This window comes from Microbacterium yannicii, assembly GCF_024055635.1.
Classification (GTDB): domain Bacteria; phylum Actinomycetota; class Actinomycetes; order Actinomycetales; family Microbacteriaceae; genus Microbacterium; species Microbacterium yannicii.
Window position 1 is genome coordinate 98,999 of the sequence record NZ_JAMXMB010000036.1, and the last position, 26,709, is coordinate 125,707.

22 protein-coding genes are annotated in these 26,709 nt (G+C 70.7%); 13 read left to right on the forward strand and 9 right to left on the reverse strand.

Features of this window, described 5'->3' with window-relative positions; genetic code table 11:
* Positions 1-7 precede the first annotated feature (7 nt).
* The 5 genes from NCG93_RS14990 to NCG93_RS15010 all read left to right on the forward strand — a co-directional run bounded on the left by NCG93_RS14990 (position 8) and on the right by NCG93_RS15010 (position 5,093).
* Positions 8-1,036, forward strand: a complete 1,029-nt coding sequence (locus NCG93_RS14990) for an ABC transporter permease (RefSeq protein WP_194412569.1) — start codon at positions 8-10, stop codon at positions 1,034-1,036.
* Positions 1,030-1,959 carry a carbohydrate ABC transporter permease gene (locus NCG93_RS14995; RefSeq protein ID WP_194412570.1) on the forward strand — a complete coding sequence of 310 codons (930 nt, stop codon included), beginning with the start codon at positions 1,030-1,032 and terminating at the stop codon, positions 1,957-1,959. The genes NCG93_RS14990 and NCG93_RS14995 overlap by 7 nt, the downstream gene beginning before the upstream one ends.
* A 56-nt stretch (positions 1,960-2,015) precedes the next feature.
* Positions 2,016-3,677, forward strand: coding sequence for an ABC transporter substrate-binding protein (locus tag NCG93_RS15000; RefSeq protein ID WP_194412571.1), 1,662 nt, complete (start codon positions 2,016-2,018; stop codon positions 3,675-3,677).
* 84 nt (positions 3,678-3,761) lie between these two features.
* A complete protein-coding gene (locus NCG93_RS15005; RefSeq protein ID WP_194412572.1) occupies positions 3,762-4,475 on the forward strand; it encodes a DUF624 domain-containing protein in 714 nt (237 codons plus the stop codon).
* A gap of 117 nt (positions 4,476-4,592) precedes the next feature.
* Positions 4,593-5,093 (forward strand): hypothetical protein, encoded by a 501-nt coding sequence (locus tag NCG93_RS15010; protein ID WP_194412573.1) that lies wholly within the window; start codon positions 4,593-4,595, stop codon positions 5,091-5,093.
* Here the strand turns inward: NCG93_RS15010 and cofC are convergent, their stop codons facing one another.
* The 4 genes from cofC to cofG are packed head-to-tail and all read right to left on the reverse strand — an operon-like array spanning position 5,094 to position 11,023.
* Complete coding sequence (cofC, locus tag NCG93_RS15015) at positions 5,094-5,828, reverse strand: 2-phospho-L-lactate guanylyltransferase (RefSeq protein WP_194412574.1); 735 nt, start codon at positions 5,826-5,828, stop codon at positions 5,094-5,096.
* Entirely contained in the window at positions 5,825-6,859 is a 1,035-nt protein-coding gene (fgd, locus tag NCG93_RS15020; protein ID WP_241741571.1) for a glucose-6-phosphate dehydrogenase (coenzyme-F420), read from the reverse strand. Before fgd ends, cofC begins: the two co-directional genes overlap by 4 nt.
* Before the next feature lie 10 nt (positions 6,860-6,869).
* On the reverse strand, positions 6,870-8,426 hold the full coding sequence (locus NCG93_RS15025) for a flavin-containing monooxygenase (protein ID WP_194412575.1): 1,557 nt from the start codon (positions 8,424-8,426) through the stop codon (positions 6,870-6,872).
* Positions 8,423-11,023 carry a 7,8-didemethyl-8-hydroxy-5-deazariboflavin synthase CofG gene (gene cofG / locus NCG93_RS15030; RefSeq protein ID WP_252787569.1) on the reverse strand — a complete coding sequence of 867 codons (2,601 nt, stop codon included), beginning with the start codon at positions 11,021-11,023 and terminating at the stop codon, positions 8,423-8,425. The genes NCG93_RS15025 and cofG overlap by 4 nt, the downstream gene beginning before the upstream one ends.
* A 103-nt stretch (positions 11,024-11,126) precedes the next feature.
* Here cofG and NCG93_RS15035 point away from each other — a divergent pair, with 103 nt between their 5' ends.
* Entirely contained in the window at positions 11,127-11,591 is a 465-nt protein-coding gene (locus tag NCG93_RS15035; RefSeq protein ID WP_194412577.1) for a hypothetical protein, read from the forward strand.
* A 45-nt stretch (positions 11,592-11,636) separates the two neighbouring features.
* Here the strand turns inward: NCG93_RS15035 and NCG93_RS15040 are convergent, their stop codons facing one another.
* Together NCG93_RS15040 and NCG93_RS15045 are read right to left on the reverse strand one after the other, a co-directional pair.
* Positions 11,637-12,455, reverse strand: coding sequence for an ABC transporter permease (locus NCG93_RS15040; RefSeq protein ID WP_194412578.1), 819 nt, complete (start codon positions 12,453-12,455; stop codon positions 11,637-11,639).
* Complete coding sequence (locus NCG93_RS15045; RefSeq protein ID WP_194412579.1) at positions 12,452-14,482, reverse strand: ATP-binding cassette domain-containing protein; 2,031 nt, start codon at positions 14,480-14,482, stop codon at positions 12,452-12,454. Before NCG93_RS15045 ends, NCG93_RS15040 begins: the two co-directional genes overlap by 4 nt.
* Positions 14,483-14,633: 151 nt before the next feature.
* Between NCG93_RS15045 and NCG93_RS15050 the strand changes: the two genes are divergently transcribed.
* The 7 genes from NCG93_RS15050 (at position 14,634) to NCG93_RS15080 (ending at position 21,959) form a co-directional block, all read left to right on the forward strand.
* Complete coding sequence (locus tag NCG93_RS15050; RefSeq protein WP_194412580.1) at positions 14,634-15,707, forward strand: enoyl-CoA hydratase/isomerase family protein; 1,074 nt, start codon at positions 14,634-14,636, stop codon at positions 15,705-15,707.
* A gap of 24 nt (positions 15,708-15,731) precedes the next feature.
* Positions 15,732-16,574 carry an LssY C-terminal domain-containing protein gene (locus tag NCG93_RS15055; RefSeq protein WP_194412581.1) on the forward strand — a complete coding sequence of 281 codons (843 nt, stop codon included), beginning with the start codon at positions 15,732-15,734 and terminating at the stop codon, positions 16,572-16,574.
* Positions 16,571-17,122, forward strand: a complete 552-nt coding sequence (locus tag NCG93_RS15060) for a hypothetical protein (RefSeq protein WP_194412582.1) — start codon at positions 16,571-16,573, stop codon at positions 17,120-17,122. Before NCG93_RS15055 ends, NCG93_RS15060 begins: the two co-directional genes overlap by 4 nt.
* Positions 17,123-17,181: 59 nt before the next feature.
* On the forward strand, positions 17,182-18,108 hold the full coding sequence (locus tag NCG93_RS15065; RefSeq protein ID WP_194412583.1) for a J domain-containing protein: 927 nt from the start codon (positions 17,182-17,184) through the stop codon (positions 18,106-18,108).
* Between the two features lie 190 nt (positions 18,109-18,298).
* Positions 18,299-19,273 (forward strand): ABC transporter permease, encoded by a 975-nt coding sequence (locus NCG93_RS15070; RefSeq protein ID WP_194412584.1) that lies wholly within the window; start codon positions 18,299-18,301, stop codon positions 19,271-19,273.
* Positions 19,270-20,262, forward strand: a complete 993-nt coding sequence (locus NCG93_RS15075) for a carbohydrate ABC transporter permease (RefSeq protein ID WP_252787570.1) — start codon at positions 19,270-19,272, stop codon at positions 20,260-20,262. The genes NCG93_RS15070 and NCG93_RS15075 overlap by 4 nt, the downstream gene beginning before the upstream one ends.
* A 62-nt stretch (positions 20,263-20,324) precedes the next feature.
* Complete coding sequence (locus tag NCG93_RS15080) at positions 20,325-21,959, forward strand: type 2 periplasmic-binding domain-containing protein (RefSeq protein WP_194412586.1); 1,635 nt, start codon at positions 20,325-20,327, stop codon at positions 21,957-21,959.
* Between the two features lie 139 nt (positions 21,960-22,098).
* Here the strand turns inward: NCG93_RS15080 and NCG93_RS15085 are convergent, their stop codons facing one another.
* From NCG93_RS15085 to NCG93_RS15095, 3 genes are read right to left on the reverse strand one after another with little or no spacing between them, the layout of a single operon-like run.
* On the reverse strand, positions 22,099-23,265 hold the full coding sequence (locus NCG93_RS15085; protein ID WP_194412587.1) for an ROK family transcriptional regulator: 1,167 nt from the start codon (positions 23,263-23,265) through the stop codon (positions 22,099-22,101).
* A 42-nt stretch (positions 23,266-23,307) separates the two neighbouring features.
* Positions 23,308-24,285 (reverse strand): acetylxylan esterase, encoded by a 978-nt coding sequence (locus tag NCG93_RS15090; RefSeq protein WP_194412588.1) that lies wholly within the window; start codon positions 24,283-24,285, stop codon positions 23,308-23,310.
* A complete protein-coding gene (locus NCG93_RS15095) occupies positions 24,275-26,683 on the reverse strand; it encodes a glycosyl hydrolase family 95 catalytic domain-containing protein (RefSeq protein WP_194412589.1) in 2,409 nt (802 codons plus the stop codon). Before NCG93_RS15095 ends, NCG93_RS15090 begins: the two co-directional genes overlap by 11 nt.
* Positions 26,684-26,709: the final 26 nt, after the last annotated feature.

Genomic DNA, 26,709 nt, shown 5'->3' on the forward strand with positions numbered 1-26,709 from the left:
GAGCTGAATGCCTGAAACCGTCGAAGCGCCCCCGTTGCTGAGAGACACTGCTCAGCCGACCGGCGAGACGCGGCTGATCACGACGGCGCGACCCCCGCGCCGCCCGTTCCGACGCGACCGCACCCCGCGTGCCCGACAGTCGTGGCGCCGGGCGCTGGCCAGGGACTGGCGCATCTACACGTTCCTGATCGCCCCGATCCTGTTCCTGCTGATCTTCCGCTACATCCCGATGCTGGGGAACATCATCGCGTTCCGGAGGTTCCGCCCGGGCGGGTCGATCTTCGGCGACGAGTGGGTGGGCTTCTACTACTTCGAGGCGTTCATCACGAATCAGCAGTTCTGGACGGTGTTCTGGAACACAGTGATCCTCGGTGCCTTCACCCTGCTGATCTGCTTCCCGCTGCCGATCATCCTTGCGCTGATGCTGAACGAGCTCCGCTCCCGGCGATTCAAGCGGCTGGTGCAGACGGTGTCCTACCTGCCGCACTTCATGTCCATCGTCATCGTCGCGGGCCTGGTGCTGCAGCTGACGTCGCTGAACGGGACGATCAACCAGGTGGTCGAGGCATTCGGGGGCGATCCCGTGCCGTTCATGCAGCGACCGGAGTGGTTCCGCACCATCTACGTGACCTCCGAGGCCTGGCAGACCGTCGGCTGGGGCACGATCCTCTACCTTGCGGCGCTCACCACGATCGACGACCAGCTGTACGAGGCCGCGCGCATCGACGGTGCCGACCGCTGGCAGCAGACGTGGCACATCACCCTGCCCGGCATCCGCCCGACCATGATGGTGCTCCTCATCCTGAACATCGGCTCATTCATGTCGGTCGGGTTCGAGAAGGTGCTGCTGCTCCAGAATCCGCTGATCTATTCGACGGCCGACGTCATCTCGACGTACCTCTACCGCGTCGGCATCCAATCCGCGCAGTTCTCCTACGGAACCGCGATCGGACTGTTCGAGGCCCTGATCGGTCTGGTCCTCGTGCTCTTCGCGAACCTCATCTCACGCCGACTGGTTGGAGCCTCGCTGTGGTGACCGAAGCCCTGCCCCCGACGCCCGACGTGGCGCACGTCCGCCGCCAGACCGGCGTGATCCGAGAGTCACGTGGCCACCGGACCTTCCGGGTCGTCAATGCGATCGCGCTCGTGCTGATCTGCGTGGTCACGCTCTACCCGTTCGTGAACCTCGTCGCCAAGGCCTTCTCCTCCGAGGGCTACATCGCGGCCGGCGAGGTGACCCTGATCCCGCGCGGGTTCAACATCGACACCTTCCGTGCGGTGATGGGCGACGGGCTGTTCTGGACGAACTACGGGAACACGTTCCTGTACACGATCGTCGGCACGATCATCGCGATGATCATCACGACCACGTATGCCTATGCCCTCAGCAAGCCCTATCTCAAAGGACGCACGTTCTTCGTCGGGATCGCGGTCTTCACGATGTTCTTCGGCGGGGGACTGATCCCGAACTACATCCTGATCGCGAACTACCTCGGCTGGCGCAACAGCATCTGGGCCGTCGTGGTCCCCGGCGCGTTGAGCGTGTTCAACCTGCTGGTGATGAAGTCCTTCTTCGAGAGCTTCCCTGTCGAGCTCGAGGAGGCCGCCGCGATCGACGGTCTGTCCACGTACGGGATCTTCTTCCGCATCGTGCTGCCGCTGTCGAAGGCCGTGCTCGCGACGATGACCCTGTTCTATGCGGTGGCTCTGTGGAACTCATGGTTCAACGCCTTCCTGTTCATGGACGACAAGTCGCTGTTCCCCGTGACGATCTACCTGCGCAACCTGATCGCCGCGGCCACCGGAACGTCTGAGATCTCCGGCGGCGAATCGGTCCAGATCGCATCGAACATCCAGGCCGTGACGATGCTGCTCACCGTGCTCCCGATCATCTGCTTGTACCCGTTCATCCAGCGGTTCTTCGTCTCGGGCGTGATGCTCGGGTCGGTCAAAGGCTGAACATCCCCCCGCACACACCCACGTCGAACGACGACGTTCACACGAAGGAGACAACAATGACCATCACTCGCCATCGCCTCGCGGGCCTCGCAGGCCTCGCGGGCGTCGCGGCTTTCGCCGTCGCGCTGACGGCGTGCTCGTCCGCACCGACCGGCGGCACCGACGCCACCGACGCCGTCACCATCGACGACGCGCAGTCGGTCGGCGCCATGGAGGACTTCGACGCCGGAACGACCTTCAAGGCGACAGAACCGGTCGAGTTCTCGTTGATGTACCGCGACCACCCCGGCTACCCGGTGAAGAACGACTGGTCCGTCTTCCAGCACCTGGCGGACGACAACAACGTGTCGTTCTCGCGTACCGACATCCCCATGTCGGACTTCGAGCAGAAGAAGTCGCTGCTGATCGGCAGCGGCGAGGCGAGCGACATCATCTCGGTGTCGTACTCCGGCAGCGAGACGAAGTTCGTCTCGGGCGGGGCGATCCTGCCGGTCTCGGACTACTTCGCGTACATGCCGAATTTCAGCGAGAAGGTCGAGAAGTGGGGCCTGAAGGACGAACTCGACAACCGCCGCCAGGCCGATGAGAAGATCTACCTTCTTCCCGGCCTGCGCGAGACGCCGAACGTCGAGTACAGCGTCGCGATCCGCGAGGACCTCTGGGAGAAGGCCGGGATCACCGAGGACCCCGAGACCTGGGAGGAGTTCGCCGAGCAGCTCGCCAAGGTGCAGGAGGCCAACCCCGAGCTGGCCTACGCGATGTCGGATCGCTGGACCGATTCGACGCCGCTCGGCTCGCTGCTCAACGTGATGGGCCCCAACTACGGCACCGCCGCCGGCTGGCAGTACGCCAACACCTGGTACGACGAGGATGCTGAGGAGTACGTCTTCACCGGCACCACCGACGAGTACCGGGACCTCGTCTCCGACGTCGCCGGGCTCGTCGAGGACGGCCTCCTCGACCCCGAGATCACGCAGAGCGACGACCAGGCGACCCAGAAGTTCATCTCGGGCCAGTCGGCCGCGATCTCCAGCAACACCCAGACGCTCACCGAGTACCGCACGAAGTTCGCGGACGCCGGGCAGCCGGACGTGCCGATCCGCCTGATCTCGATCCCTGCGGGGCCTGCCGGGTCGAACCTCGCGAGCGGACGCTTCACCTCTGGACTCATGCTCAGCAGCGATGCTGCCGACAAGCCGTACTTCAAGGCGCTGCTGCAGTTCGTCGACTGGCTGTACTACTCCGACGAGGGCATCGAGTTCGCACAGTGGGGCGTCGAGGGTGAGACGTACACGAAGGATGCCGACGGCACCCGCACGCTCAAGGAGGACATCGGCTGGAGCGCCGTCAACTCCGGCGCACCGAAGAAGCTGAACGCCGACTTCGGCTACAGCAACGGCGTCTTCCTGCCCGCGAACGGCTCATCGAAGGAGCTGCTGCTCTCGCTGATGACGGAGGAGGTCGCCGCGTGGACCGCGGAGCAGCTCGACTCCAAGAAGCAGCTGCCGGTCCCTCCCGCCCCGCTGCTCGACGAGATCGAGCTGGAGCAGACGTCGCTGCTGCAGACCCAGCTGACCGACGCCGTGCATGCGGCGACGGCTGCGTTCATCACCGGCCAGCGCTCGATCGACACGGACTGGGACGCGTACGTCGCTGAGATCGAGGGGCTCGGGTCCACCCAGCTCATCGACACCATCAACACGGCACTGAACAGGTGACACCCGCCGAGACTTCGCAGGTGTCGCGTTGTCACACCGATCTCGTGACATCTGCGAAGTCTCGCGAGCGGGAGGAGGACACGCATGACTGAGACGAAGAACGATGCGGCCACGGAGATCGGACGCGGGCCGCTGTCGCGCGGTGCCGCGGTGATCTACCGGATGCTGGTGCTCGAGGCGCAGCTGCTGCTCGCGCTGCTCCCCACGGCACTCGTCGTCGTGCTGCTGGACCGCGACGCGTCCAACCTTCCGCTGTTCCTGCTCGCCCTCATCCCCGTCGCTCCGGCACTGGTCGCCGGCGTCGCCGCCGTCCGTGCGGCAGCGGCGAGTCCCGATCTCGCGCCGGCGCGGCACTTCCTCCGCGCGTACCGACGGGATCTGGTGCCCACGCTGCGCTGGGCCGTGCCCGCGGCGGTCGCCCTCGCCGTGCTGAGCTTCAACCTCACCCATCTCGGGGACGTCGACGGCGGAGCGGCGCTCCGGCCGGTCATGCTCCTCGTCGCCGCGAGCATCGTGGTCTGGTGCGGGCACATGGTGGTCCTCACCGCCGCCTTCCGGTTCCGGACCCGCGATGCCGCCCGCATCGCCCTCGTCCAGCTGCTGCCGGGCTGGCGCTTCTCCGTCGGCATCCTCGCTCTGCTGGTGGTCGCCGCCTTCGTCGTCCTCGCCGCATCCGAGCTCGTCCTGCTCGTGCTCCTGTGGGCGTTCACCGTCCTTCTCGCGCTCATGGCCCGGCCGGTCATCGACGAGGTCGCGAACAGGTTCACGCGTGAGGGTGCCGCCCCTTCCCGGCCCTGAACGCCGGCGAAGGAGATATCGAGATGGCCGCGCTGTCTGGCGCGTGGAAGAGGGCCGGCTGTAGAAGCCGTACAAAGAAACTGCGGACCCCGCGGTGGATCGGGATAGCCTCACCGGATGGCGTCCGCATCCGGTCCGGAATCGACCACGACCGCAACGACCACCGCCGCAACGACCACCGCCGTGCCGGGTGGCCGCGGACCGACGGTCGCCGCGACCCAGCCGGGCTGGCGCTTCTGGGTGGCGCTCGGCGCCTGGACCGCGGTGGTCGCGGGCTTCGTCCTCGGCCTCATGAACTTCTGGCACCTCCTCGCGCTGGCCCTCGGACTGGCGCTCGGCGGCGGGCCGTCGGTCGACGATCAGGTCACGGTGTGGTGGACGTTCGTCGGCATCGTGATCGGTCTCACGGTCGCCGCCGTCGCGGCGGTCGTCGCCCGACGATGGGTCGCCTTCTTCCTCGCGCTGATCATCGCTGCGGCGTGCGGGTTCTTCGCGCTCGTGCTCTTTCCGAACGTGCGTCCGATGGTGGCTCCCGTGGCGCCGGTCGAGCACGTCGATCCCGGTCCGCCGCCGTGCGCGTGCTACAGCGGAGGCATCTGCGACTGTCCGGGTGGCTGATCAGGCGGTGGCGCTCGCGAGGAGCGCCGCGGTGCGCGGGCCGAGACCCAGCACCCGCGCGGCTTCGAGCTGGGCGGCGGTGTCGACGTCGCGGCGCAGGGTCGAGGCATCCGGAATCTGCAGCGCCACGAACCCCCGCGCGACGTGACGCGCGAACGAGCCTTCGCCGAACGACGACGTCCACGCCACGCCCGCACCCGCGGTGACCAGCGTCGAGCCGGTGCGCTCCGCGTCGGGCACGACGGCGCGGGGGAGGGATGCCGCGGCCCGCAGCGCCTCGCCCAGATCGTCCGGCCGCAGCGACGGCAGGTCGCCGAGCAGGGCCGCGCGCGGCATCCGTCCCTCCGGATCGATCGCGGCCACGCCGACCGCGACGGCGGCGTCGAGCCCGCCCGCGTCGCCCTCGGGCACGAACCGGAGCGCCGGGATCAGCGCGGCCTCACGGGCGAGGGTCGCGTCGTCGGTCACGACGACGACCTGCGCGACGACGTCGCACGCGGTGGCCGCTTCGAGGGTGTCGAGCGCGATGGCTCGGGCGAGGTCCTTGCGGGCGACTCCCGGCACGTCGAGCCGGGACTTGCCGTGCGCCGAGGGCTTGACCGGCACCACGACGACCCAGCGGGGCGATCGCAACTCCTCAGAACCGGAGCCGTGCGAGCCCGCCGGTCCGGAAGAAGCCGCGCGCGCCGCCGTGTCTGAGGAGTTCGCGCGACGCCGTCCGAACAGCGGGGTCACGCGCCGAACCGCGCGCGCAGGCGCGGCAGGATCTCCTCGCCGTACAGCCCCAGGAAGGCGCTCTGGTCGTGTCCGGGGTCGTGGAAGACCAGGTGCCGGAAGCCGAGCTCGATGTACCAGGCGATGCGCTCGACGTGCTCGTCGGGGTCGTCCGACACGATGAACCGCGATGCGGCGCGCTCGATCGGCAGCTGCTCGCCCAGGCGCTGCATCTCGATCGGGTCGTCGACGCCCATCTTCTCCTCGGGAGTCAGCGCGAGCGGCGCCCAGAATCGCGTCTTCTCCTGGGCGGCTTCGAGCGTCGCGTCGAGCGAGACCTTGACCTCGATGAGCGTGTCGATCCCGTCGGCGGGGCGGCCGGCCTTCTCAAGGCCCTCGTGCAGCGCCGGCAGCAGGGTGTCGGTGTAGAGCTCGCGCTTCTTGCCGGATGTCGTGATGAAGCCGTCGGCGATGCGGCCGGCGAGGCGGGTGGCGGCAGGCCCGGCGGCTCCGATGTAGATCGGCACCGGCTCGGGCAGCTTGTCGTAGATCGTGATGTTGCGCGCGTGGTAGTAGGTGCCGTCGAAGTTGACGCGGTCCACCGACCACAGTCGCCGGATGAGGCCGATGGCCTCCTTCAGCCGCTGGAACCGCTCGGGCGGGTCGGGCCATGCGATGCCCAGGTTCGCCTCGTTCAGCGCCTCGCCGGTGCCGACACCGAGGATCACGCGTCCCGGATACATCACGCCGAGCGTCGCGAAGTCCTGAGCGACGACGGTCGGGTTGTACCGGAACGTCGGCGTCAGCACCGAGGTGCCGATCAGCACGCGCGAGGTCTTGGCGCCGAGCGCGCCGAGCCACGGGACGGATGCCGGGGCATGCCCGCCTTCGTGCAGCCAGGGCTGCAGGTGGTCCGAGATGAACACCGAGTCGAACCCGGCCTCCTCGGCCTGAACGGCATAGTCGAGCAGTTCGGCGGGGCCGAACTGCTCGGCGGACGCCTTGTATCCGAAGCGCAGCATCGGTCCCTGAGCCTGTCGAAGGGCGGTCATGCGATTCCTCTCAGCGGGTAAGGGGGGCGGGTTCGGGCAGGAACTCCGAGCCGTCGGCGCGGGCGAGCCGCGCACGGAAGGCGTCGACGGTGCCCGGCCACAGCAGCGTGAGCCGGCCGGAGCGCTCGTCGACGTACCAGTTGCGGCATCCGCCGGTCATCCAGCGGGTGGATGCCGCGGCACGGGCGATCTCGTCGGTGTACGCCTGCTCGGCAGCGGGGTCCACTCGCAGCACGCGGCCGCCGCGGGCGTCGAGGACGCGCGCGACGTAGCCGGCCTGCTCCTCGATCATGAGCACGGACGAGGAGTGGCCGAGCGAGGCATTGGGGCCGTTGAGCACGAAGAGACCGGGGAACCCCGCGACGACCGTCGAGGCGTACGCCGTCATCCCACCGGACCAGTGCTGGGCGAGCGTCGTGCCCGCTTCGCCGGTGATGAGCTCGGCGTAGGGCTGACGAGTCGAGGCGAAGCCGGTCGCGAGAACGAGTGCGTCGGCCTCGTGGCGCGAGCCGTCCGCGGCGACGAGCGTCGACCCCTCCACGGAGGAGAGCGCGGTGGTCACCAGCGAGACCGCGTCGGACGCGACGGCAGGGTAGAAGTCGTCCGAGAGCAGCACCCGCTTGCAGCCGAACGCGTAGTCGGGCGTCAGCGCGGCGCGCAGCTCGGGATCGCGGACCTGGCGCTCCAGGTGCGCCCGGGCGACCGCCTCCGCCTCCGCCGCCGCGTCGGAATCTCCGGCGCGCGACGCGAAGCGCGCCTCGCCCTCGGCGTAGAGCTCGGCGCGCAGAGCCTCCAGCGAGGCGGGATCGGCGGTGAAACCGGCGCGGTCCGCGTCGGAGTATTCGCTGCCGTCGCGCGGCACGATCCAGGCCGGGGTGCGCTGGAACAGCGTGACGTGGGATGCCGTGCGTGCGAGTTCGGGCACGATCTGGACCGCGCTGGCACCGGTGCCGACCACGGCGACGCGTGCGCCCGCGAGTTCGGCGGAGTGATCCCACCGTGCCGAGTGGAACATCGGCCCGGGGAACGTCTCGAGCCCGGCGACGCGCGGGATGGTCGGCTCGGTGAGGCGCCCGCACGCGAGCACGAGCACGTCGGCGAGGAGGACGTCCTCGCCGGGGAGGCCGTCGGCGGAGCCGCCGTCGGCGGAGCCGGTGTGGCGCCCGTCGGCCCCTGGCGCGGCCGGCCACGACGACGCGCCGGACGCGCCGATGCCGATGCGCCAGACCTCGTGCTCGGCATCCCACTGGGCCCATCTCATCGGGGTGCGAAGGCGCAGCCGGTCGCCCAGGTCCTCGGCGTCGACGACGTGCTGGAGGTAGGCGTGGATCTCCGCGCCCTTCGCGTAGGTGCCCGACCACGACGGGTTCGGATAGGCCGCGAAGCCGTAGAGGTGCGACGGCACATCGCATGCGACGCCCGGGTACGTGTTGTCGCGCCAGGTTCCGCCGACGGATGCCGCGCGCTCGAGCACGACGAAATCCTCGCGGCCCGCTCGGCGCAGCGCCATCGCCATGCCGATCCCTGCGAATCCGGCGCCGATGATCGCGACCTCGACGCGCGTCATCCGTTCGACCCCGGAGGCTGCCGGACGGCGCCGTACACTGTGGTGCGCCGGCGGAACGGCCGGAACATGCGGGCGACCATGGCCGCGGCATCCGTCACCGGCAGTTCGAGGCCGTGCTCGATGCCCGCCTCCGGCTTGACGCGGCCGTCGAGCAGCGTGCCGCCGAGATCGTCGCCGCCCGACTGCAGGAGCACGACGGACGCGTCGCGCCCGACGCGCGTCCACGGGATCTGCACGTGCGGGATGCTGCCCGAGAGCATCAGGCGCGACACCGCCACCATCGCGCGGTGCTCGTCCGGCGTCGCGCGGCCGGGAACGAGGGGTACTCCGCCGGCCGGGCCGGGGAGGGGGATCGGCACGAACTCGGTGAAGCCGCCCGCGCCGCCGGTGGCTGCGCTTCGGCCGGTCGCCGTGCTTCCACCGCTCGCCGAGCTTCCACCGGTCGCTGAGCTCGTCGAAGCGCCCTGGATCTCCCGCAGCAGCCGCAGGTGCGCGACGCGCTCGCCGGCGGTCTCGACGTGCCCGTAGAAGAGCACGCTCGTCGAGCGGAAGCCGGCGCGATGCGCGGCGGTGATGCCCTCGATCCAGCGGTCGATCTCGAGGTCGCCCGGGGCGACGAGGCGGCGGACGCGCTCGCTCAGGACCTTCACGCCCGTGCCGGGGACGGTGTCGACGCCCGCGTCGCGCAGCGCCGCCAGGGCGGCGTCGAGTCCGAGGCCCGTGCGTTCCGCGAGGTCACGCACATCCTGCGGGCGGTAGGCATGGAGGTGGATGCCGGGTGCCGCCGCCTTCACCGCGCGCGCGATGTCGAGATAGCCCGACGGGTCCTGCTCCGGCGGCAGGAGCCCCTGCACGCAGAGCTCGGTGGCGCCGAGGTCCCACGCGTCGGCGGCGATCGCGCCGACGTCGTCGAGCGTGAACGTCGACGGGTCGCCGGTCGGCGCGGTGCGGAGCCCCGAAGACGTGAGGTTCCGGTTCACGACGAGCGTGACGGCCTCGCCCACGGTGTAGCGGCGCACGTCGTCGGCCGTGGCCGCGAGCGCGTCCACGTCATCGCCCGTCGCCTCCAGGAGCGCCACCCACTCGGCGTCGTCGAGCGACAGCGGGTCGGCCGCCGCGGCCTCCGCCAGGCGGCGGATGTCCGCCGGCTCGCGTCGAGAATTCAGGAGATCGGACGGTGCCGAGTCTCCGACGCCGGAGTCTGCCCGCGAGTCTCCTGAATCCTTGACGCCATCGCGTGAAGAATCCGGGCGGGATCGACCCGAATCGGCTCCGCGCGGACCGAAAGCGGCGATCTCGCCCGGATTCTTCACCGCCGTCGCGGCGAGACCGGTCGCGGGGTCGGCCAGCGCCGCGACAGCAGGACGCAATCCCGGGTCGATCCACGTCTCGGCGTCGACGACGAACTCGGGCTGGGCGGTCAGGCGCTCGCGCAGCTCGAAGCCGAGCTCCGCGGTCATGCGCGCAAGGTCGTCGAGGTGCGGCCAGGGGCGCTCGGGGTTCACGTGGTCGACCGTCAGGGGCGAGACCCCGCCCCAGTCGTCGGCGCCGGCGCGCACGAGCAGGTCGAACTCCGTCGGATCCGAGAGGTTCGGCGGCACCTGTATCCGCATGCGCGGTCCCATCACCAGCCGCGCTACCGCGACCGCGGCGACGTACTCGAGCAGATCGGCGTCCGCCACTGCCTGCATCGCGGTGCGGGGCTTCGCGCGGAAGTTCTGCACGATCACCTCCTGCACGTGACCCTGCCGGTCGCCCGCGGACGGGCCGTCGACCATGTGCCGCTCGTGCGCGTCGCGGATCGCGATCAGCGACGCGGCGCGGTCGCTCGCGGTCTCGCCGATGCCGACCAGGATGCCGGTGGTGAAGGGCACGCGCTCTCGCCCCGCGGCGTCGATCACGGCGAGCCGCACGGCCGGGTCCTTGTCGGGCGAGCCGAAATGCACCTGCCCCGGTTCCTCGAACAGCCGGCGCGACGTCGTCTCGAGCATCATGCCCATCGACGGGGCGGTGGGCCGCAGCATCCGCAGTTCTTCCGCGCTCATGACGCCCGGGTTCGCGTGCGCGAGCAGGCCGGTCTCGGCCGTCACCAGGCGGGCGATGTGCGCGACGTACTCGATGGTCGACGCGAACCCGTGCTCGTCGAGCCAGGCGCGTGCCTCGGGCCAGCGGTCCTCGGGCCGGTCGCCCAGGGTCAGCAGCACCTCTTTGCAGCCCATCGCCTGACCCTGCCGCACGACGGCGAGCACCTGTTCGGGCGACATGTAGGCGGGCTTGTGCTTCTTGAGCAGCTGCCCGGGGGTGTCGACGAACACGCAGTAGTGGCAGCGGTCGCGGCAGAGCGTGGTCAACGGCACGAACACCTTGCGGGAGTACGTGATCACACCGGGACGACCGGATGCCGCGAGCCCGGCATCCCGCACCTCGCCGGCGATCGCGAGCAGGCGATCGAATCGCTCGCCCTGGGCTGACAGCAGCGTCTCGGCGTCGGTCGCATCGAGCCGCTCGCCCGCAGCGGCGCGCGCGAGCGCTGCGTCGACGGCGGCGGGAGAGGCAGCTGCAGAGGGCGCGGTGACGGAGGGGGACGCGACGGTCACCGATCCAGTCTCGCACCGAGCGGGGGCGCCGGGGTCGCGGATCGTTGCCCTCCCGTAAGCAAATGAGCCCGGTTCCCGGTGAAGCCGCTGGCAGACTAGTCGCATGGTGACGCTGCTGCTCGACTCGACGCAGCTCGAAGTCGTGCTGTCGATGTCGGAGCGCGCCCTGTCGTTCCGCAAGAGCAACGTCGTCATCGAGCGGTCGACGATCACCCGCGTTCAGCTCACCGACGACGCGTGGACGTGGCTGCGCGGCATCCCGAACCCCGGCACCCACGTGCGCGGCATCATCGCGATGGGCACCTGGCGGTCGGCGGGCGGCGACGACTTCGCCCTGATCCGCCGTCACCGGCCGAGCGTCGTGATCGACCTCGAGGGGCACCCGGACTTCCAGCGGATCATCCTGACCACGCGCCACGGCCTTGCTCTCGTGCAGGCGCTGCGCGTCGAGCTGGCCGCGGAACCCGCCGACGTCGTCGAGATCGCCGCCGAGACCGGCACCATCCCGGTCGTGCCCGAGAAGAAGCCGCGCAAGCGCAAGACTCCGGCCCCCGCTCCCGCCGTCTGAGCAGCCAGCGGGACGCGGAGTCGGTCGAGGCTCGGCGAAACGTCCTCAGCTGACGTCGCGTCGCCAGCTCACCAGGTGGCCGAGCACCACGAAGACGACGGCGTAGCCGAGCAGGACCAGGCCGCCTGCCCACCACTCGAGCGGTTCGGCCGACCCCTGCGGCATGCTCGCTGACAGCACGCTGGCTCCGACGAGGGTGTCGCTCGCGGCGCCCGGGAGGAAGCGCGTGTAGTTCGAGAGGCCTTCGACGAAGGCCGCGGCCGTGCGGCCGATCGGCTCGACGAACTGTGTGAAGACCAGCACGCCGACGATGGCGCCGACCTGGTTGCGCACCAGCGCGCCGACCCCGACGCCGATGAGCGTCCAGAGGACGTAGGCCAGCAGCATCCGTCCCAGCATCGCCCAGGTGTCCGCCGAGGTGAACTCGGTGCTGAGGCCGAAGCCCGCGAGGAACGCCGCCGAGGTGCCGACGGCGGCGACGGTGCCGATCACGCCGAGCACCACGCCGATGAGCACGCCGACGGCGAGCTTCGCCGCGAGCACCCGGCCGCGCCGCGGCGTCGCCAGGAACGTGGGAGTCAGTGTCTTGTGCCGGAACTCCGCGGTCACCATGAGCGTGCCCACCAGGAGGGGGAAGACGTACCCGACCGCGGTGCCCGTGCTGTACAGCGTCGCCGCGAGTCCGTCCTCGGGCAGGGGCGGCGCGTCACCGGGCAAGGAGCCTGTCGCCGCCGCGGCGAAGACGAAGCCGAGGGCCGCTGCGGTGAAGGCGACGTAGACGAAGAGGACGATGGCGAGGATCCACCAGATGCTCGTCGAGAACAGCTTCGTGGTCTCGGAGCGTGTCGCCGCGGTCAGGCTCATCGGTCGCTGCCTTCCTGGTCGACGGCCTCATGGTGGTCATCGGCCGCGTTCTCGTCGGCGGCGCGAGCTGCGTCATTCTCAGGCGAGGGGACGGATGCCGCGTCCTCCGCCATCGCGTCGGGCCCGGGTGCGTCGGGTTGCGGGTCGGTGTCTGGTTCCGGTCCGGCGTCGGGCACGGGGCTCGGCTCGGGCTCGGATTCGGGTTCCGGGTCGTTGCCCGGGTCGGGCGCTGGGCTCGGCTCGGATTCGGATTCGGGTTCGGGGTCGTTGCCCGGGTCGGTCTGCGGTTCGGATGCGGCGCCCGGCTCCGGCGCGACGCGCGGGTTGCCATCGGCGTCGAACGCCGCGAAGAAGGCGTCGGCCTCGACGTCGGACTCCGTCTTGACGTAGTGCTCCCACGGACGGTCGTCGTCCGCGTCGGCGGGCTCGGGCTCCGAGAGTTCGTCGTCGATCTCGCCGAGCGCGTCGACGTCGGGGTTCGCGTCCTCGGGCGCCCAGGGGTCGTCGGCGGGTGAGGCAGCAGGCTCGTCGTCGCCCTCGGTGTCCGCGGGTTCCGGCTCGCTCGGCCGGCCGGCCGCGTGAACGATGTCGATCACACCTGTTCCGGCGACCGCGTACCACGACGGCGCAGACGCGGACTCGGGGGACTCGATCGCGCCGAGGCCCTCCTGCGCCTCGCCGCTCGGCACCGCGGCGGGCTCCGGCGTTTCGGCCGGGCGCGCGGTCTCCACGGAGGAGAGGCCCAGCCCGGCGGAGGGCTCCTCGCTCGAGACGTCCCTCGCCTCCAAGGTCTCGGCCGGGACGCCCGACGCGGCGAACGGCTCTTCGTGGCGCTCGTGCTCGTCGCGCTCCTCCTGGGGCTCGGCCGCCCACGCCGCACCGGCGGCGGCGGCCAGCGCGGCCGCAGCGCCGGGCGCTCCCGTCGCCTCGGCATCCAGCGCCGCGGCGCTGAGCGCCGACTCGTCGGCCTCGTCCGCCTCCGAGCGGGCGTCTGCGCGAGACCCTGGGTCGCCGGGCGACTCTTCCGAGGCCACAGCCGCGGCGGCACCGGCGGCCGCAACACCGGCGGGTGCGGCATCCGCCCCCTCCACCGGCGAAAGCGAACCGACCGCCCCCGTCGCGCTCGCATGCACGCGGCTGCCGTTCACGAGGTCGAGGAAGACCTCCTCGAGCGCGGGGCCGCGGCGGTGCAGTGACGACAGCGCGACGCCGCCGGCGGCGGCCGCGGCACCCACGGCGGCCGGTTCGAGGCCGCGCACGGTGAGTCCGGAGCGGAGGACTTCGAACGGCACGCCCGCCGCCCGCAGCGCTCCGACGAGCGCGGCGCGATCCGGGGCGTCGACGACGGTGGCGTGCTCGTCGGGGTCGGTGAGCTCGTCGATCGAGCCCTGGAACACGAGGCGTCCGCGCGAGATGATCAGCAGCGCGTCGACGGTCTGCTGGACTTCGGCGAGCAGGTGCGACGACACGAGCACCGTGCGGCCCTCGCCCGCGAGTTGCCGCAGGAAGCCGCGCATCCAGCGGATCCCCTCGGGATCGAGGCCGTTCGCCGGCTCGTCGAGCACCAGCACGCCCGGGTCGCCCAGCAGCGCATAGGCCAGTCCGAGGCGCTGGCGCATGCCCAGCGAGAATCCGCCGACCTTGCGGTTCGCGGCATCCGTGAGCCCGACGAGGTCGAGCACCTCGTCCACCCGCGACCGGGCGATGCTCGCCGCCTGCGCGTAGATGGTGAGGTGCGCCGCAGCCGTGCGGCCCGGATGGAAGCTGGATGCCTCGAGCACGGCCCCCACCGTCTGCAGCGGGTGATCGAGCTCGGCGTAGCGCCGGCCGTCGATCGTCGCGTGGCCGTCCGTGGCGCGGACGAGGCCCAGGAGGATCCGCAGCGTGGTGGTCTTGCCGGCGCCGTTGGGGCCGAGGAATCCGGTCACCTGCCCTGGCTCCACGCGGGCGGTGAACCCGGCGACGGCAGTGACGGCGCCGAAGCGCTTGGTGACTCCTGAGAACTCCAGCGAATGGCCGTGGGGCATGCCGAACCCTTCCCGTGGACGTGAGCGAGACACCCCGGGGGGCATAGGTCGGGGCCGCGTCATTGCGGATTCCTTGCGGAACCGAGTCCCATCCTGGCGGAAATCCGGCGTCAGCGTGGGAGAACTTCGCCCGGCCGGTAACGTTGCGCTCGTGACCGACCTCGCCGACGCCGCTGCCGAGCCCACCGTCCTCGTGAGCACCAGCGGAGGGCTCGGCCGGCTCACGCTGAACCGTCCCCGTGCGATCAACGCGCTCGATCTCGACATGGTCCGGCAGCTGCAGGCGACCCTCGACGGCTGGGAGCACGACACCGAGGTCGACGTCGTGCTGCTCGACGGGGCGGGCGAGCGGGGGCTCTGCGCCGGGGGCGACGTGCGCGGCCTCGCCGAGCAGGTCACGAGCGGCCGCGCCGAAGACGCCGGTGTCTTCTTCCGCGAGGAGTACGCGATCAACGCCCGCATCGCCGAGTACCCCAAGCCCTTCGTCGCCTTCGCCGACGGCATCACGATGGGTGGCGGCATCGGCGTCGCGGGGCACGCGGCGATCCGCATCGTCACCGACCGGTCGCAACTGGCGATGCCCGAGACGCGCATCGGCTTCACGCCCGACGTCGGCGGTACCTGGCTGCTCGCACACGCGCCGGGACGCCTGGGCGAGTACCTCGGCCTGACCGGGGCGGTGATGGATGCCTCGGACGCGATCTACGCCGGATTCGCCGACCATTACGTGCCCCACGAGAATCTCGACGCGGTCCGCGACGCGCTCGAGACCCGCGCCGACCCCTCCTCTCCGACCGAGCTGGTGCTCCTGTTCGACGAGACGCCCGCTCGGTCGAAGCTCGAGGCGGCACGGACGTGGATCGATGACGCCTTCGCCGCCGACACCGTTCCCGAGATCGTCGAGCGGCTGCGGGGGCGCGCCGAGCCCGAGGCATCCGCCACCGCCGATCTGCTCGGCGAGCTCTCACCCACCGGGCTCGCGGTGACCCTCGCCGCCATCCGCCGGGCGCGCGAGCTGCCGAGCCTGCGCGACGCGCTCGATCAGGAGTACGGGCTCGTGATGTGGTTCGCCACGACGCAGCCCGATCTCGCCGAGGGGATCCGGGCGCAGGTCATCGACAAGGACCGGTCGCCCCGCTGGCAGCCCGCCACGCTCGCCGACCTGCCGCCCGACGTCGGTGAGACCGCCCTCGCCCACCGCCCCGGCATCCCGCTCTGGGGCTGAATCCCCACTGCACGAGGAGGGATCATGAGCAACCGGCGCCGCGCCTACTCGATCGGGGTCGCGATCGACTGGTTCTTCTTCGTGTTCGCAGGGGCGGCCGCGCTGTGGCTGGCCTACCTCAGCTTCACCGAGACCTTCCACGTCGGATGGTGGGGCATCCCCTTCTTCCTGGCCTTCTGGCTGCTGCTCGCCTACCTCGTGCTGCCGCGCCTGCACCGCATCCTCACCACCGTCTACGTGCCCGAGTACTTCATCGGACGTACCCGGACGAGCGACGGACTCCTCGGCGATCCGGTCAACCTGGCGTTCCAAGGCAGCGGCGAGCAGATCCGCGCCGCGCTCGAGGCCGCGGGGTGGACCCGCGCCCAACCCGTCACGCTCGGGTCCTCGTGGCACATCGTCGCGTCGACGCTGTCGCGGCGCAGCTACGACGAGGCGCCGGTGAGCCCGCTCTTCCTCTTCGGCCGGCAGCAGGACTTCGCGTACCAGCAGGAGGTCGACGGCAACCCGGCCCAGCGTCACCACGTGCGGTTCTGGCGCTGCCCCGACGAGTGGCTGCTGCCCGGCGGCCGCCGCGTCGAGTGGCTCGCGGCGGGCACCTTCGACACGAGTGTCGGCCTGTCGCTGTTCACGCTGCAGGTGACGCACAAGATCGACGCCGACACCGATGTCGAGCGTGACCACATCGTCGGGACGGTGACGGATGCCGATCCCCGCGTCGTGGTCGACGTCATCGCCGACTTCGCCACCGGGTACCACGCCCGCAACGGCGGCGGCGACAGCATCCGCACCGACGGCGACCTGCCGATCGTCGACGTGCGGGCGGTCGCGCCCCGCGTCGGCGCGTCCGGGGAGGTGACGGCGTGAGCGCAGAGACGCCCGCCCCGCAGAAGCGTGCCGCGTACGAGCCGGCCGCGCGACTGCTGAAGCCGCCGCGGTACGACCCGCACATGAAGCGGCCGATCTCGACGATCGCCGGCGCCGCCCTGATCCTGCTGCGCGTCCTCGCCGGTGTCGCCGTGCTCGTCGGCATCGCGGCGGGGTGGAATGACATCCTCGCGGACCCCGACTCCGTGCTCGAGGGCTTCGACCCGAGTCCCGAGGGGACGCAGGCGGCGCTGTGGCTGGTGCTCGGCACGGGCGCGGTGGTGCTGCTGCTCGACCTCGCGCTGGCGTTCCTCGTATACCGGGGGATCAACTGGGCGCGCGTGGTCGTGATGCTCATCTCGGTGCTCTCGATCAGCACGTCCTTCACCGCATGGTGGGCGCAGGGACAGGAGATCGAGATCGACGGCACATACGTGTCGCTGAGTCTCGACATCCTGGTCCTCCTCGCCCTGTCCAGCCGCAGCGCCGCCGCCTATGCGCGACGCAACGAGCGGCGCGACGAGCCCGACGGTCCGGCGGTGACGTAGCCTGATCTGCGGTGTTCCGCACGGCCGGTCCGGGCGGCAGAGGCTCCCGGGGAGGGTGCGTGTTCGACAGTCCGCTCTCGGCGTCGGCGTACGAGGTGCTCGCGGTCGACCCCGCCGTCGACGAGGAGACCCTGCGCAAGGCCTACCGCCTGCGCCTGCGGCAGACCCACCCCGACACCGGCGGCGACGCCGCGGTGTTCATCCAGGTGCAGCGCGCCTGGGAACTCGTCGGCAGCCCCGACGCCCGGGCCGCCTACGATCGGGGCCACGGCTTCGGCGAGGCGGCGGCACCGGAATGGTCGGGGTGGCGGCCGCCGTCGGCCCGCACCGACACCCGCCCCCGCGCGCGCTCGTACGGTCACCCCGGCGGCTGGCGCCGCGAGCGCTATCTGACCCTGATGCGCGAGTGGGCCGGCCGTGGCGTCACCCTCGATGACCCGTACGACCCGGCGCTCGTGCGCTCTGCTCCCGTGGGACTGCGGCGCCTGCTCGCGGACGCGCTCGCCGAGGAGGCGACGGCCCGCATCGTGGCCGACCTCGGCATGGGGTACACGGTGTGGCACGACGTCGCGGCATCGGGACGGGATGCCGACCCCGACGCCAAGATCGACCACATCGTGCTCGGTCCGAGCGGCCTGTACGGCCTGCTGTCGGAGGACTTCGGCGGTCCGGCGCGGCTGCGCCGCGGCGAGTTCGTGGGCGACGGAGTACCCGGCGCGCCGCTCGCGGAGCTGCTCGCGCGCATGCGCGTCATCGCGCGCGCGGCCGGCGTCCGCTTCAGCGGCGCGATCGTCGTGCTCCCCGACGAGGACGTCGTCGACCCCATCCAGGAGCTCGGACGCGTACGCGGCGTGCGGGTCGCGGTGACCTCGCGCAGCGCCCTGGCCACCGTGCTGCGCCGCGGCATCACCGGCGCGCGCGACATCGGCGGCAACGAGGTCTTCGACATCCGCACCCGGCTCCAGCAGACCGTCCGCTTCGCGTAGGTCCTGCGCCGGCTCCCGTCGGATGCCGGCGACCGCGGCACGCGCGAGGACCGGCGCGGCGCGCTGTCGGCGCTCGTCGTTCACGCACGGTCGGCGGGCGATGCGGAAATCCCAGACATCGGATGTCCAGTAGCGGAATCGCGATCGAGGACATAACATTACGTCGTAAAGTAATCCCTGGAGGATCCGGATGACGCTCGACGTTGAGCACGCAAGACCCGCCGCGGCGGTGATTCCGCCGTCACGAAGGCTCACCACCCGCGCACGGTTCTCCCGGAGCGTGCGGCGGTACTGGCAGCTCTACCTGCTCCTGCTGCTGCCCATCGTGTGGTTCATCGTGTTCCGCTACGTGCCGATGGCGAACGCCATCATCGCGTTCAAGAACTACAACCCGATCGACGGCGTGTGGGGGAGCCCCTGGGTCGGCTTCGACAACTTCGAGCGGCTCTTCCGCAACCCCGTGTTCCCTCGGCTGGTCGCCAACACGTTCATCCTCGCCGCGTACACGCTCATCGCCAGCCTGCCGCTGCCGATCATCCTGGCGCTGGCGCTCAACGAGGTGCGGCTGCGCTTCTTCAAGCGCACGGTGCAGCTCATGACGTACGCCCCCTACTTCATCTCGACGGTCGTGATCGTGTCGATGACGATCCTGCTGCTGTCACCTCGCGTCGGCCTGCTGGGGCGCACGTTCAGCTTCTTCGGCGCCGGTCAGGTGGATCTGCTGGCCGACGCCGACTTCTTCCGCCACATCTACGTGGCGACCGACCTGTGGACGACGACGGGGTACTCCGCGGTGATCTACCTCGCGGCGCTCGCGTCCGTCGACGTCTCGCTGTACGAAGCGGCGAAGATCGACGGCGCCTCGCGTCTGCAGAAGATCCGGCACGTCGATCTGCCGGCGCTCATGCCGACGGCGACGATCATCCTCATCCTGGGCGTCGGCAACATCATGGCCATCGGGTTCGAGAAGGCGTTCCTGCTGCAGAACGCGCTCAACCTCTCCACGTCGGAGATCATCCCGACGTACGTCTACAAGACGGGCATCCTCAACGCGAACTTCAGCCTCGGAGCGACGATCGGCCTCTTCAACGCCGTGATCAGCCTGGTGCTGCTGCTGGTCGTCAACGCGGTGTCCAAGCGGGTCACGGGAAGCGGGCTGTGGTGAGCAACGTCATCAGCAAGGAGGCCGTCCTCGCCGAAGAGGCCGCCGTCGGCGCCGTCGCGGCGCGATCCCTCCCCAGCGTCCGGCGCCGGCGGTCGGAGCCGCGCGGCGTGAAGATCCGAGAGACGAGGGGAGACCGCGCCTTCGTCGCGGTGGCCTACGTGCTGCTCGCGATCTTCCTGCTGGTGGTGCTGCTGCCGCTCCTGAACATCGTGGCCAGCTCGCTGTCGAGCCCGCACGCCGTCTCGTCCGGCCAGGTGCTGTTCTGGCCGGTGGACATCACGTTCCGCGGCTACGTCGAGGCGCTCGGCAATCCGGCCATCGTGCGCGGGTTCGCGAACTCCGTCTTCTACACCGTGATCGGCACACTCATCAGCGTGGCCGGCACGGTCGCGATCGCCTACCCGCTGTCACGCCAGAACCTGTTCGGCCGCAAGGTCATCACCGGCGCCGTCGTCTTCACGATGCTCTTCAGCGGCGGCGTGATCCCGATGTACCTCGTCGTGCAGTCGCTGGGGCTTCTCGACACCCGCTGGTCGATGCTGCTGCCGAACGCGATCGGCGTCTGGCAGGTCATCATCGCGATGGTGTTCTTCCGCGCCTCGATCCCTGACGAGGTGTACGAGGCGGCGCAGCTCGACGGCGCCAGCGAACTGCGCATCCTCTGGTCGATCGTGCTGCCGCTGGCGAAGCCGCTGATCGCCGTCATCGCGCTCATGTACGCGATCATGCAGTGGAACTCGTACTTCGACGCCCTGCTCTACCTCCGCAACGCAGACCTGCAGCCGCTGCAGCTCGTGCTCCGCGGCCTTCTCGTGCTCAACGACGCCGGCGGCGGCGGCGATGTCGGCGAGCAGCTCCGGCGACGCGAGCTGGCCGATCTGCTCCGGTACTCGACGGTCGTCATCGCGACCGTGCCGATGCTCGTCGTGTACCCGTTCGTCGCCAAGTACTTCAACAAGGGGATCATGGTCGGCGCCGTCAAGGGCTGATCATGCTTCCCGCTACAGACCCACCACCACGCAGAATGACCCGGGCAAAGGAGATTCCGGCAATGAGACACAGCTTGATGAGGGGAGCCGTCGCAGCGATCGCGATCGCGGCGACCACGCTCGCGATGGCGGCGTGTACGCCCTCGGCCGACAACGACAACGGCCAGCTCGTCGCCTTCGGTCCGCAGGGCGACAACGGCACGCTCGAGGACAACAGCTTCACCAAGGAGGTCGAGAAGAAGTTCGACATCGACTTCGACTGGCAGACCACCACGTACGACGGCAGCGTCGCGGGCGAGAAGCGGCAGGTCTCGCTCGCCAGCGGCGACTACCCCGACGCGTACTTCCTCGTGCCGTGGGTCGACGCGTTCTCGCGCAGCGAGATCCTCAAGTACGGCCAGCAGGGGGTGCTGCTGCCGCTCGAGGATCTCATCGATGAGTACGCGCCGACGCTCAAGGAGCGCTTCGAGGAGAAGCCGGATTGGAAGGAGTCGGTCACGGCTCCTGACGGACACATCTACGCGATCACGCAGTGGAGCGAGTGCTACCACTGCAGCTTCCCGTCGAAGCTGTGGATGAACACGACGTGGCTGGACAACCTCGGCCTCGAGCAGCCGACCACCACGGAGGAGCTGCGCACGGTGCTGCGGGCGTTCAAGAACGACGACCCGAACGGCAACGGTGTGCAGGACGAGGTGCCGCTGAGCGGTTCGGCCACGCAGCCGATCATCAACTACCTCATGAACGCGTTCGCCTACGCGCCGGTCGCCGGGCCGTCCAGCCCGCCGCCGATGGTCATGCAGGACGGCGAAGTGCAGCTCGCCGCCGCCTCGGACGAGTGGCGTGATGGCCTCGCGTACATCAACTCCCTCGCGTCGGAGGGCCTGCTCGACACCGCGGCGTTCACCCAGAACGGCGACGCGCTGAAGGCGCTGGGCGACAACTCCGGTACCGAGATCCTCGGCTCCGCGGTCGACCTGCATCCGTACGACTTCGTGACGGCCGAGTCCCCGGACGGCCGTGACAAGAACTACGACGCCGTCGCGCCGGTCGCCGGTCCCGACGGCACGCAGCTGGCGACGTGGCGGTCACCCGTGAACCCGCTCGGCATCTTCGCCCTGACCAACAAGTCCACCGAGGACGAGCGCATCAAGGCGATCAAGCTGATCGACTACCTGGTGACGGACGAGGGCGACAAGCGCGGCGCCATGGGCCCGGAGGGCGAGGCGTGGGTGCCGGCGGAAGACGGCGACGTGGCGCTCGATCCGGAGCTGGAGCCCACCTTCAAGCCGCTCACGTACGACGAGACCTCCAACGCCGCCTGGCGCTCGATGGCGCAGTACTGGGACTCGCTGGAGTACCGCAACTCGCAGGTCGTGCCCGAGGACGTCTACTCGCCGGACGGCTACGAGAGGCGCCTGCTCATCGCGTCCAAGGAGTACGAGCCCTACATGCCCGACGAGAGCATCGTGTTCCCCGCCGAGAAGCTGTGGCCCGACGCCGACACGTCGGCCGAGCTCGCCGACCTGCAGACGAACATCGCGAACTACGTCACGCAGGCGCAGGCCGAGTTCGTCACCGGCCAGCGTGACATCGAGGACGACGCCGCCTGGCAGGCGTACCTCGACGACCTGGACGGCCTCGGTCTCGCGCAGTTCCTCCAGATGGAGCAGGACCTGTACGACGCGCTGAAGTAGGCAGGATCGGGCGCCAGTCCACGAAGATGCCCGGCGGTCGCGAGACCGCCGGGCATCTTCGCGTCGCGGCTCGGTGCATGGCGCGAGCGAGGGCTGACGAACCTTGCGGCGCCGGGAGGACGGATGCCGCGGCGCGGCGTCAGCGGACGAGCGACTGGATGGCGGCCGCGGCGGCGCCGCGGGCCCAGTCCTGGAAGGTGTGGGGGCGCGTCACGATGCGGCAGCGGGCCGCGGCGCCGAAGGCGTGGGCCTCGAAGGCGTCGCGCAGGTTCGTCTCGAAGAGGTCGAAGTTCGACACGCCCTCGCCGCCGATGATGACGAGCTCCGGTCCGGCGAGGTTGACGAGCGTGGCGATCGCGGTGCCGATGAGCCCGGCGGCCTCCCGGAAGGCGGCCTCGGCGGCGGGGTCGCCCGCGTGCGCGAGGTGCACCGCCTCCTCGATGTCCACGTCTCGGCCGAGTGCGGCCGAGACGGTCGCCGCGATCGCTGCCGTCGAGGCGACGGCCTCGACGCAGCCGCGGCGGCCGCACGAGCAGATGCGCGACGGATCGGCGAGCGGCAGGTGGCCGATCTCGCCCGAGACCCCGAAGGCGCCGCTCACGACCTGCCCGTTCAGGTGCAGGCCGCTGCCGATGCCGCGTCCGATGGTCACGATGGCGAACGATTCCATGCCGAGGCCGATGCCGAACCAGTGTTCGCCGACCGTGAGGGCGTGCACGTCGTTCTCCAGCGTCACGGGCCGGCCGAGCCGCTCCTGCAGCTGCCCGCCGAAGTCCTCGTCCGCCCACCCCATGATCGCCGACTCCCGGACCACGCCGGTGGACGTGTCGACGTCGCCCGACACGGAGACGCCGACGCCGGCGATGGCGTCGCGCTTGTCGCCGAGGCGTTCTTCGAGCCGGCGCACCACCTCGATGATCGCGTCGGCCGCCGACACCGGATCGTGCGCGGCCAGCGGCTGGTTCTCGGCGGCGAGCACCGTGGTGGCGAGGTCGGTGGCGACCCCGATCACCTCGTCGACGTTCACCTTGATGCCCAGCAGCACCATCGCGTCGGGGACGATCGAGACCGGCGCCGCCGGGCGACCGGGGTTGCCGTCGCGGTGCGTCGCAGGCGGCGCGTCGACGAGCCCGGCGGCGACGAGCGGCGAGACCGCCTTGGTGACGGCGGCCTGCGACAGCCCGGTCTGGCGGGCGATGTCGATGCGGCTGATGGGGCTGCGGGTCAGGATGGTGGCGAACACCTTCGATCCTGCTTCCGACGCCGAACGGATGAGCGTCGTGCGCGCAGCGGTGTCGTGATCCATCGGTTCCTTCGGTCTCAGTCGATACGGTAGCGAGTCCGCGGGTCAGGCGCTGGGGCGGCCGGCGGTGAGTCGGTGCGGGGCCAGGTGTGCGGCGGCGAACTCGAGGGCGTTCTCCTCGTCGAGGTCGCCGCCGGCTTCGTGGCCGTTGTACGGCCACAGCACGACCTGCTTGGGCCCGGCGTAGGCCGTGAAGGCGGGGAGGACGGATGCCGGCGGTGCGATGCCGTCGCGCAGTCCGGTGCTGAGCAGGGCCGGTGCCGTGGCGCGTTTGGCGTGGTTGACGCCGTCGAAGTACCGCAGCGTCTCGAGCGCCGTGGCCGTGTCGAGGCGCCGGTCGGCGAAGTGCTGGGTCAGCAGGGCGTACGGGTGCTCATCGCTGAGCCGGGCGGCGCGGTTCAGCTCGCACAGGAACGGCGCCTGGACGATCGTGACCGCGAGGTCGGGCACGAGCCCCGCGATCGCCAGCGCGATTCCGCCGCCCTGGCTCGCGCCGACGGCTCCGACGCGGGCCGGATCGACGCCGTCGAGAGAGCGCAGCGCCTCGACGGCCCGCACGGCGTCGGCGTACACCCGCCGGTAGTAGTACTCGTACGGCGAGCGGATGCCGCGGGTGAGGAACCCGCCGGCCGAAGGCCCGCCGTCCGCGTGGTCGTCGTCGGTGTCGCCGTGGCCCTGGCCGCGGGCATCCACCACGAGGTGTGCGTAGCCGGCCGCCGCCCAGCGCAGATCGCGCAGCGCGTGGCCGCGGCCGTTCCCGTAGCCGAAGAACTGCACCAGCCCGGGAAGCGGAGCGCTCACGCCGCGGGGGACCCGCAGCCACGCGTGGATCCGTGTGCCCCCGAAGCCGCGGAACGTGACGTCGAACACGTCGATGACCGCGAGGCCGGTCTCCCGCGGCTCGACAGCGACGTCCAGCGGGTGGCGCCATGTCTCGGCGAGGGTGTCGGCCCAGAAGCGGTCGAAGTCGGCCGGCTCGGTCTGGGTGGTGGGCTCGTCGACGAGGCTGAGCTCACCGCGCACGGGAAGCACCGATCGCAGCACCGGCGGCATCGACGAGAGCGGCCGCCGGCACATCGGCACTCCCGCCGGCCGGCACAGGGAGCACCACGCGGTGGCCCGCGTACTCGACGATCACGTCGCGCTCGCCGCCACGGATGCTGCGCAACGTCGCCGACGACAGCGCGCCGTCACGCCACACCAGGTCGACCGCGAGGCCGGTCCGAGCGCCGAGGCCCTGTGCGTCGCCGTCGGTCCAGGAGGATGGCAGAGCGGGAAGCAGCCGCACCACGCCGCCGTGGCTCTGCACCAGCAGCTCGGCGATGCCCGCGGGGAAGCCCAGATTTCCGTCGATCTGGAACGGCGGGTGCGTGCTGAAGAGGTTGGGCAGCAGTCCGCCCCATTCCGAGCCGTCGACGGGCCCGTGGCGGGTGGCGTCGCCCTCGAACGGGGCGAGCGCCTCGTCCAGCAGCGCCGCGGCGGCATCGCCGTCGCCGATGCGGGCGCGCAGCGCGATCTTCCACGCCCACGACCAGCCCATCGCTCCGGAACCGCGGGCGTCGAGCAGGCGGACGCCGGCGTCGAAGAGCTCGGGGTCGCGGTCGGGCGTGAGCGTGTCGAGCGGATACATCCCGACGAGAGGCGACAGGTGCCGGTGCAGCGGTTCGACCTCGACGACGTCCGCCGACCATTCGCTCAGTCGACCGTCGGCGCGGATCCCCACCGGGGCGAGCGCGGCCAGTGCGCGGTCGATCTCGGCTGCGAGCGGGTCGTCGACACCGAGCGCATCGATGGCGGTGAGGGCGCGTTCGAAGAGCGCCTGGATGAGGAAGACATCGGATGCCGCAGTCAGGCCGATCGCGGTGGAGGTGCCGTCGGGCCGCACGAAGGAGTTCTCGGGCGCCGTCGAGGGTGAGGTGCGCAGCATGCCGTCCGGTCCCGGAACCAGCCAGTCGAGGCAGAACTCGACGGCGCCGCGCATGACGGGCCAGATCCGCGACCGGAGCAGGTCGAGGTCGCCGCCGAATTCGTACTCGTCCCACAGGTTGTGGGTGAGCCACACGCCGCCCATCATCCAGATCGCCCAGCTGGGCGCGCCGTGGCCGCCGCCGACGGGAAGGCTCCAGCCCCACATGTCGGCATTGTGGTGAGCCACCCAGCCCCGGGCACCGTAGAGATCGCGCGCGACATCGGCACCCGTGCGGGCCAGACGCTCGACGAGCGCGAGCAGCGGCTCGGCGGCGTCGTCGAGGCCGAGCACGGGCGCTGCCCAGTAGTTCATCTGCGTGTTGATGTTGATCGTGTAGTTGGACGACCACGCGGGACGCAGCTGGTCGTTCCAGATGCCCTGGAGGTTCGCAGCCGGCGCGCCCGCCCGCGACGACGAGGCGAGCAGATACGCCCCGAACTCCGCGGCGACGGTCGCCTTCAACTGCGCGTCGTCGCCGTGCAGGACGTCGCGGTCGACGTTCCACGTGCCTTCCCGTCGACCGCCGATCGCGAACCGAGTCCGAGCGTGACGCCGACGATCGGCGAGGTGCTCGGCGAGCAGCGCGGACGGTGCGCGGTGTGCCGCGGCATCCGCCCGCTCTCTGGCCCGGTCCCGGATCGCCTCGCGGGAGGCGGTCCGCCACTCCCCGTCCGCGTCGGCCCACCAAAACTCGGCGCGGGACGATGTGGAGAGGGCGATCAGCAGCCGGCGAGCCCCGTGAACTGCCGCGCGTGCAGGCGCGGCATCCACGAAACCGTCGGTGTCCAGCGCGACCGCGACGGCCGCGAAGGCGTCGAAGTCGGTGTCGGCCTCGGCATACCGCAGAGGCGGCTCGACCGAGGTCTCGTGCAAGGGTGCCCCATCGACGGGGATCTCGATGTCGAGGCCGAGACCGTCGGCCGTGCCGCGGAGCGGCGTCGAGAGCGAGACGGATGCCGCGAACTCGACGTCCGCGGTGAGCTCGACGATCAGCGCCTGTGCGGGCGCCGACACCCAGGAGCGCCGGCGGACGGTGCCGCCGGGGACCTGCAGGGTCTCGGTCAGCACGGCTTCGTCGAGATCGAGGATGCGCGCCGGGGTGAGCGCGGTCGCGCCGGCGATCTCGACCACGAGGTCGCCGAGGGGGAGGAACTCCTGCGAGTAGGGGCCCTCGAACGACATGAGCAGGTCCTCGGCGGTGCGGATGTCGCCGTCATCGAGCGCCGCGCGGATCTCCTCGAGCCGCTCCGGTCCGGCGCCGCCGGCGAGCACATCGCGGAGGGCCGCGGCCGGACCGTCGGGGGTGCCCGACCACACGGTGGCGTCGTTGAGCGCGTATCGTCCGGTCGCGCCGCCGAACGCCATCGCGCCGATACGGCCGTTGCCCAAGGGCGCGGCCTCTTCCCACCGGGCGGCGGGTGCTGTCCACGACAGTCGCAGGGTGTCGCTCATCTCGATCCTCGGTCGGCGGTGTCCGA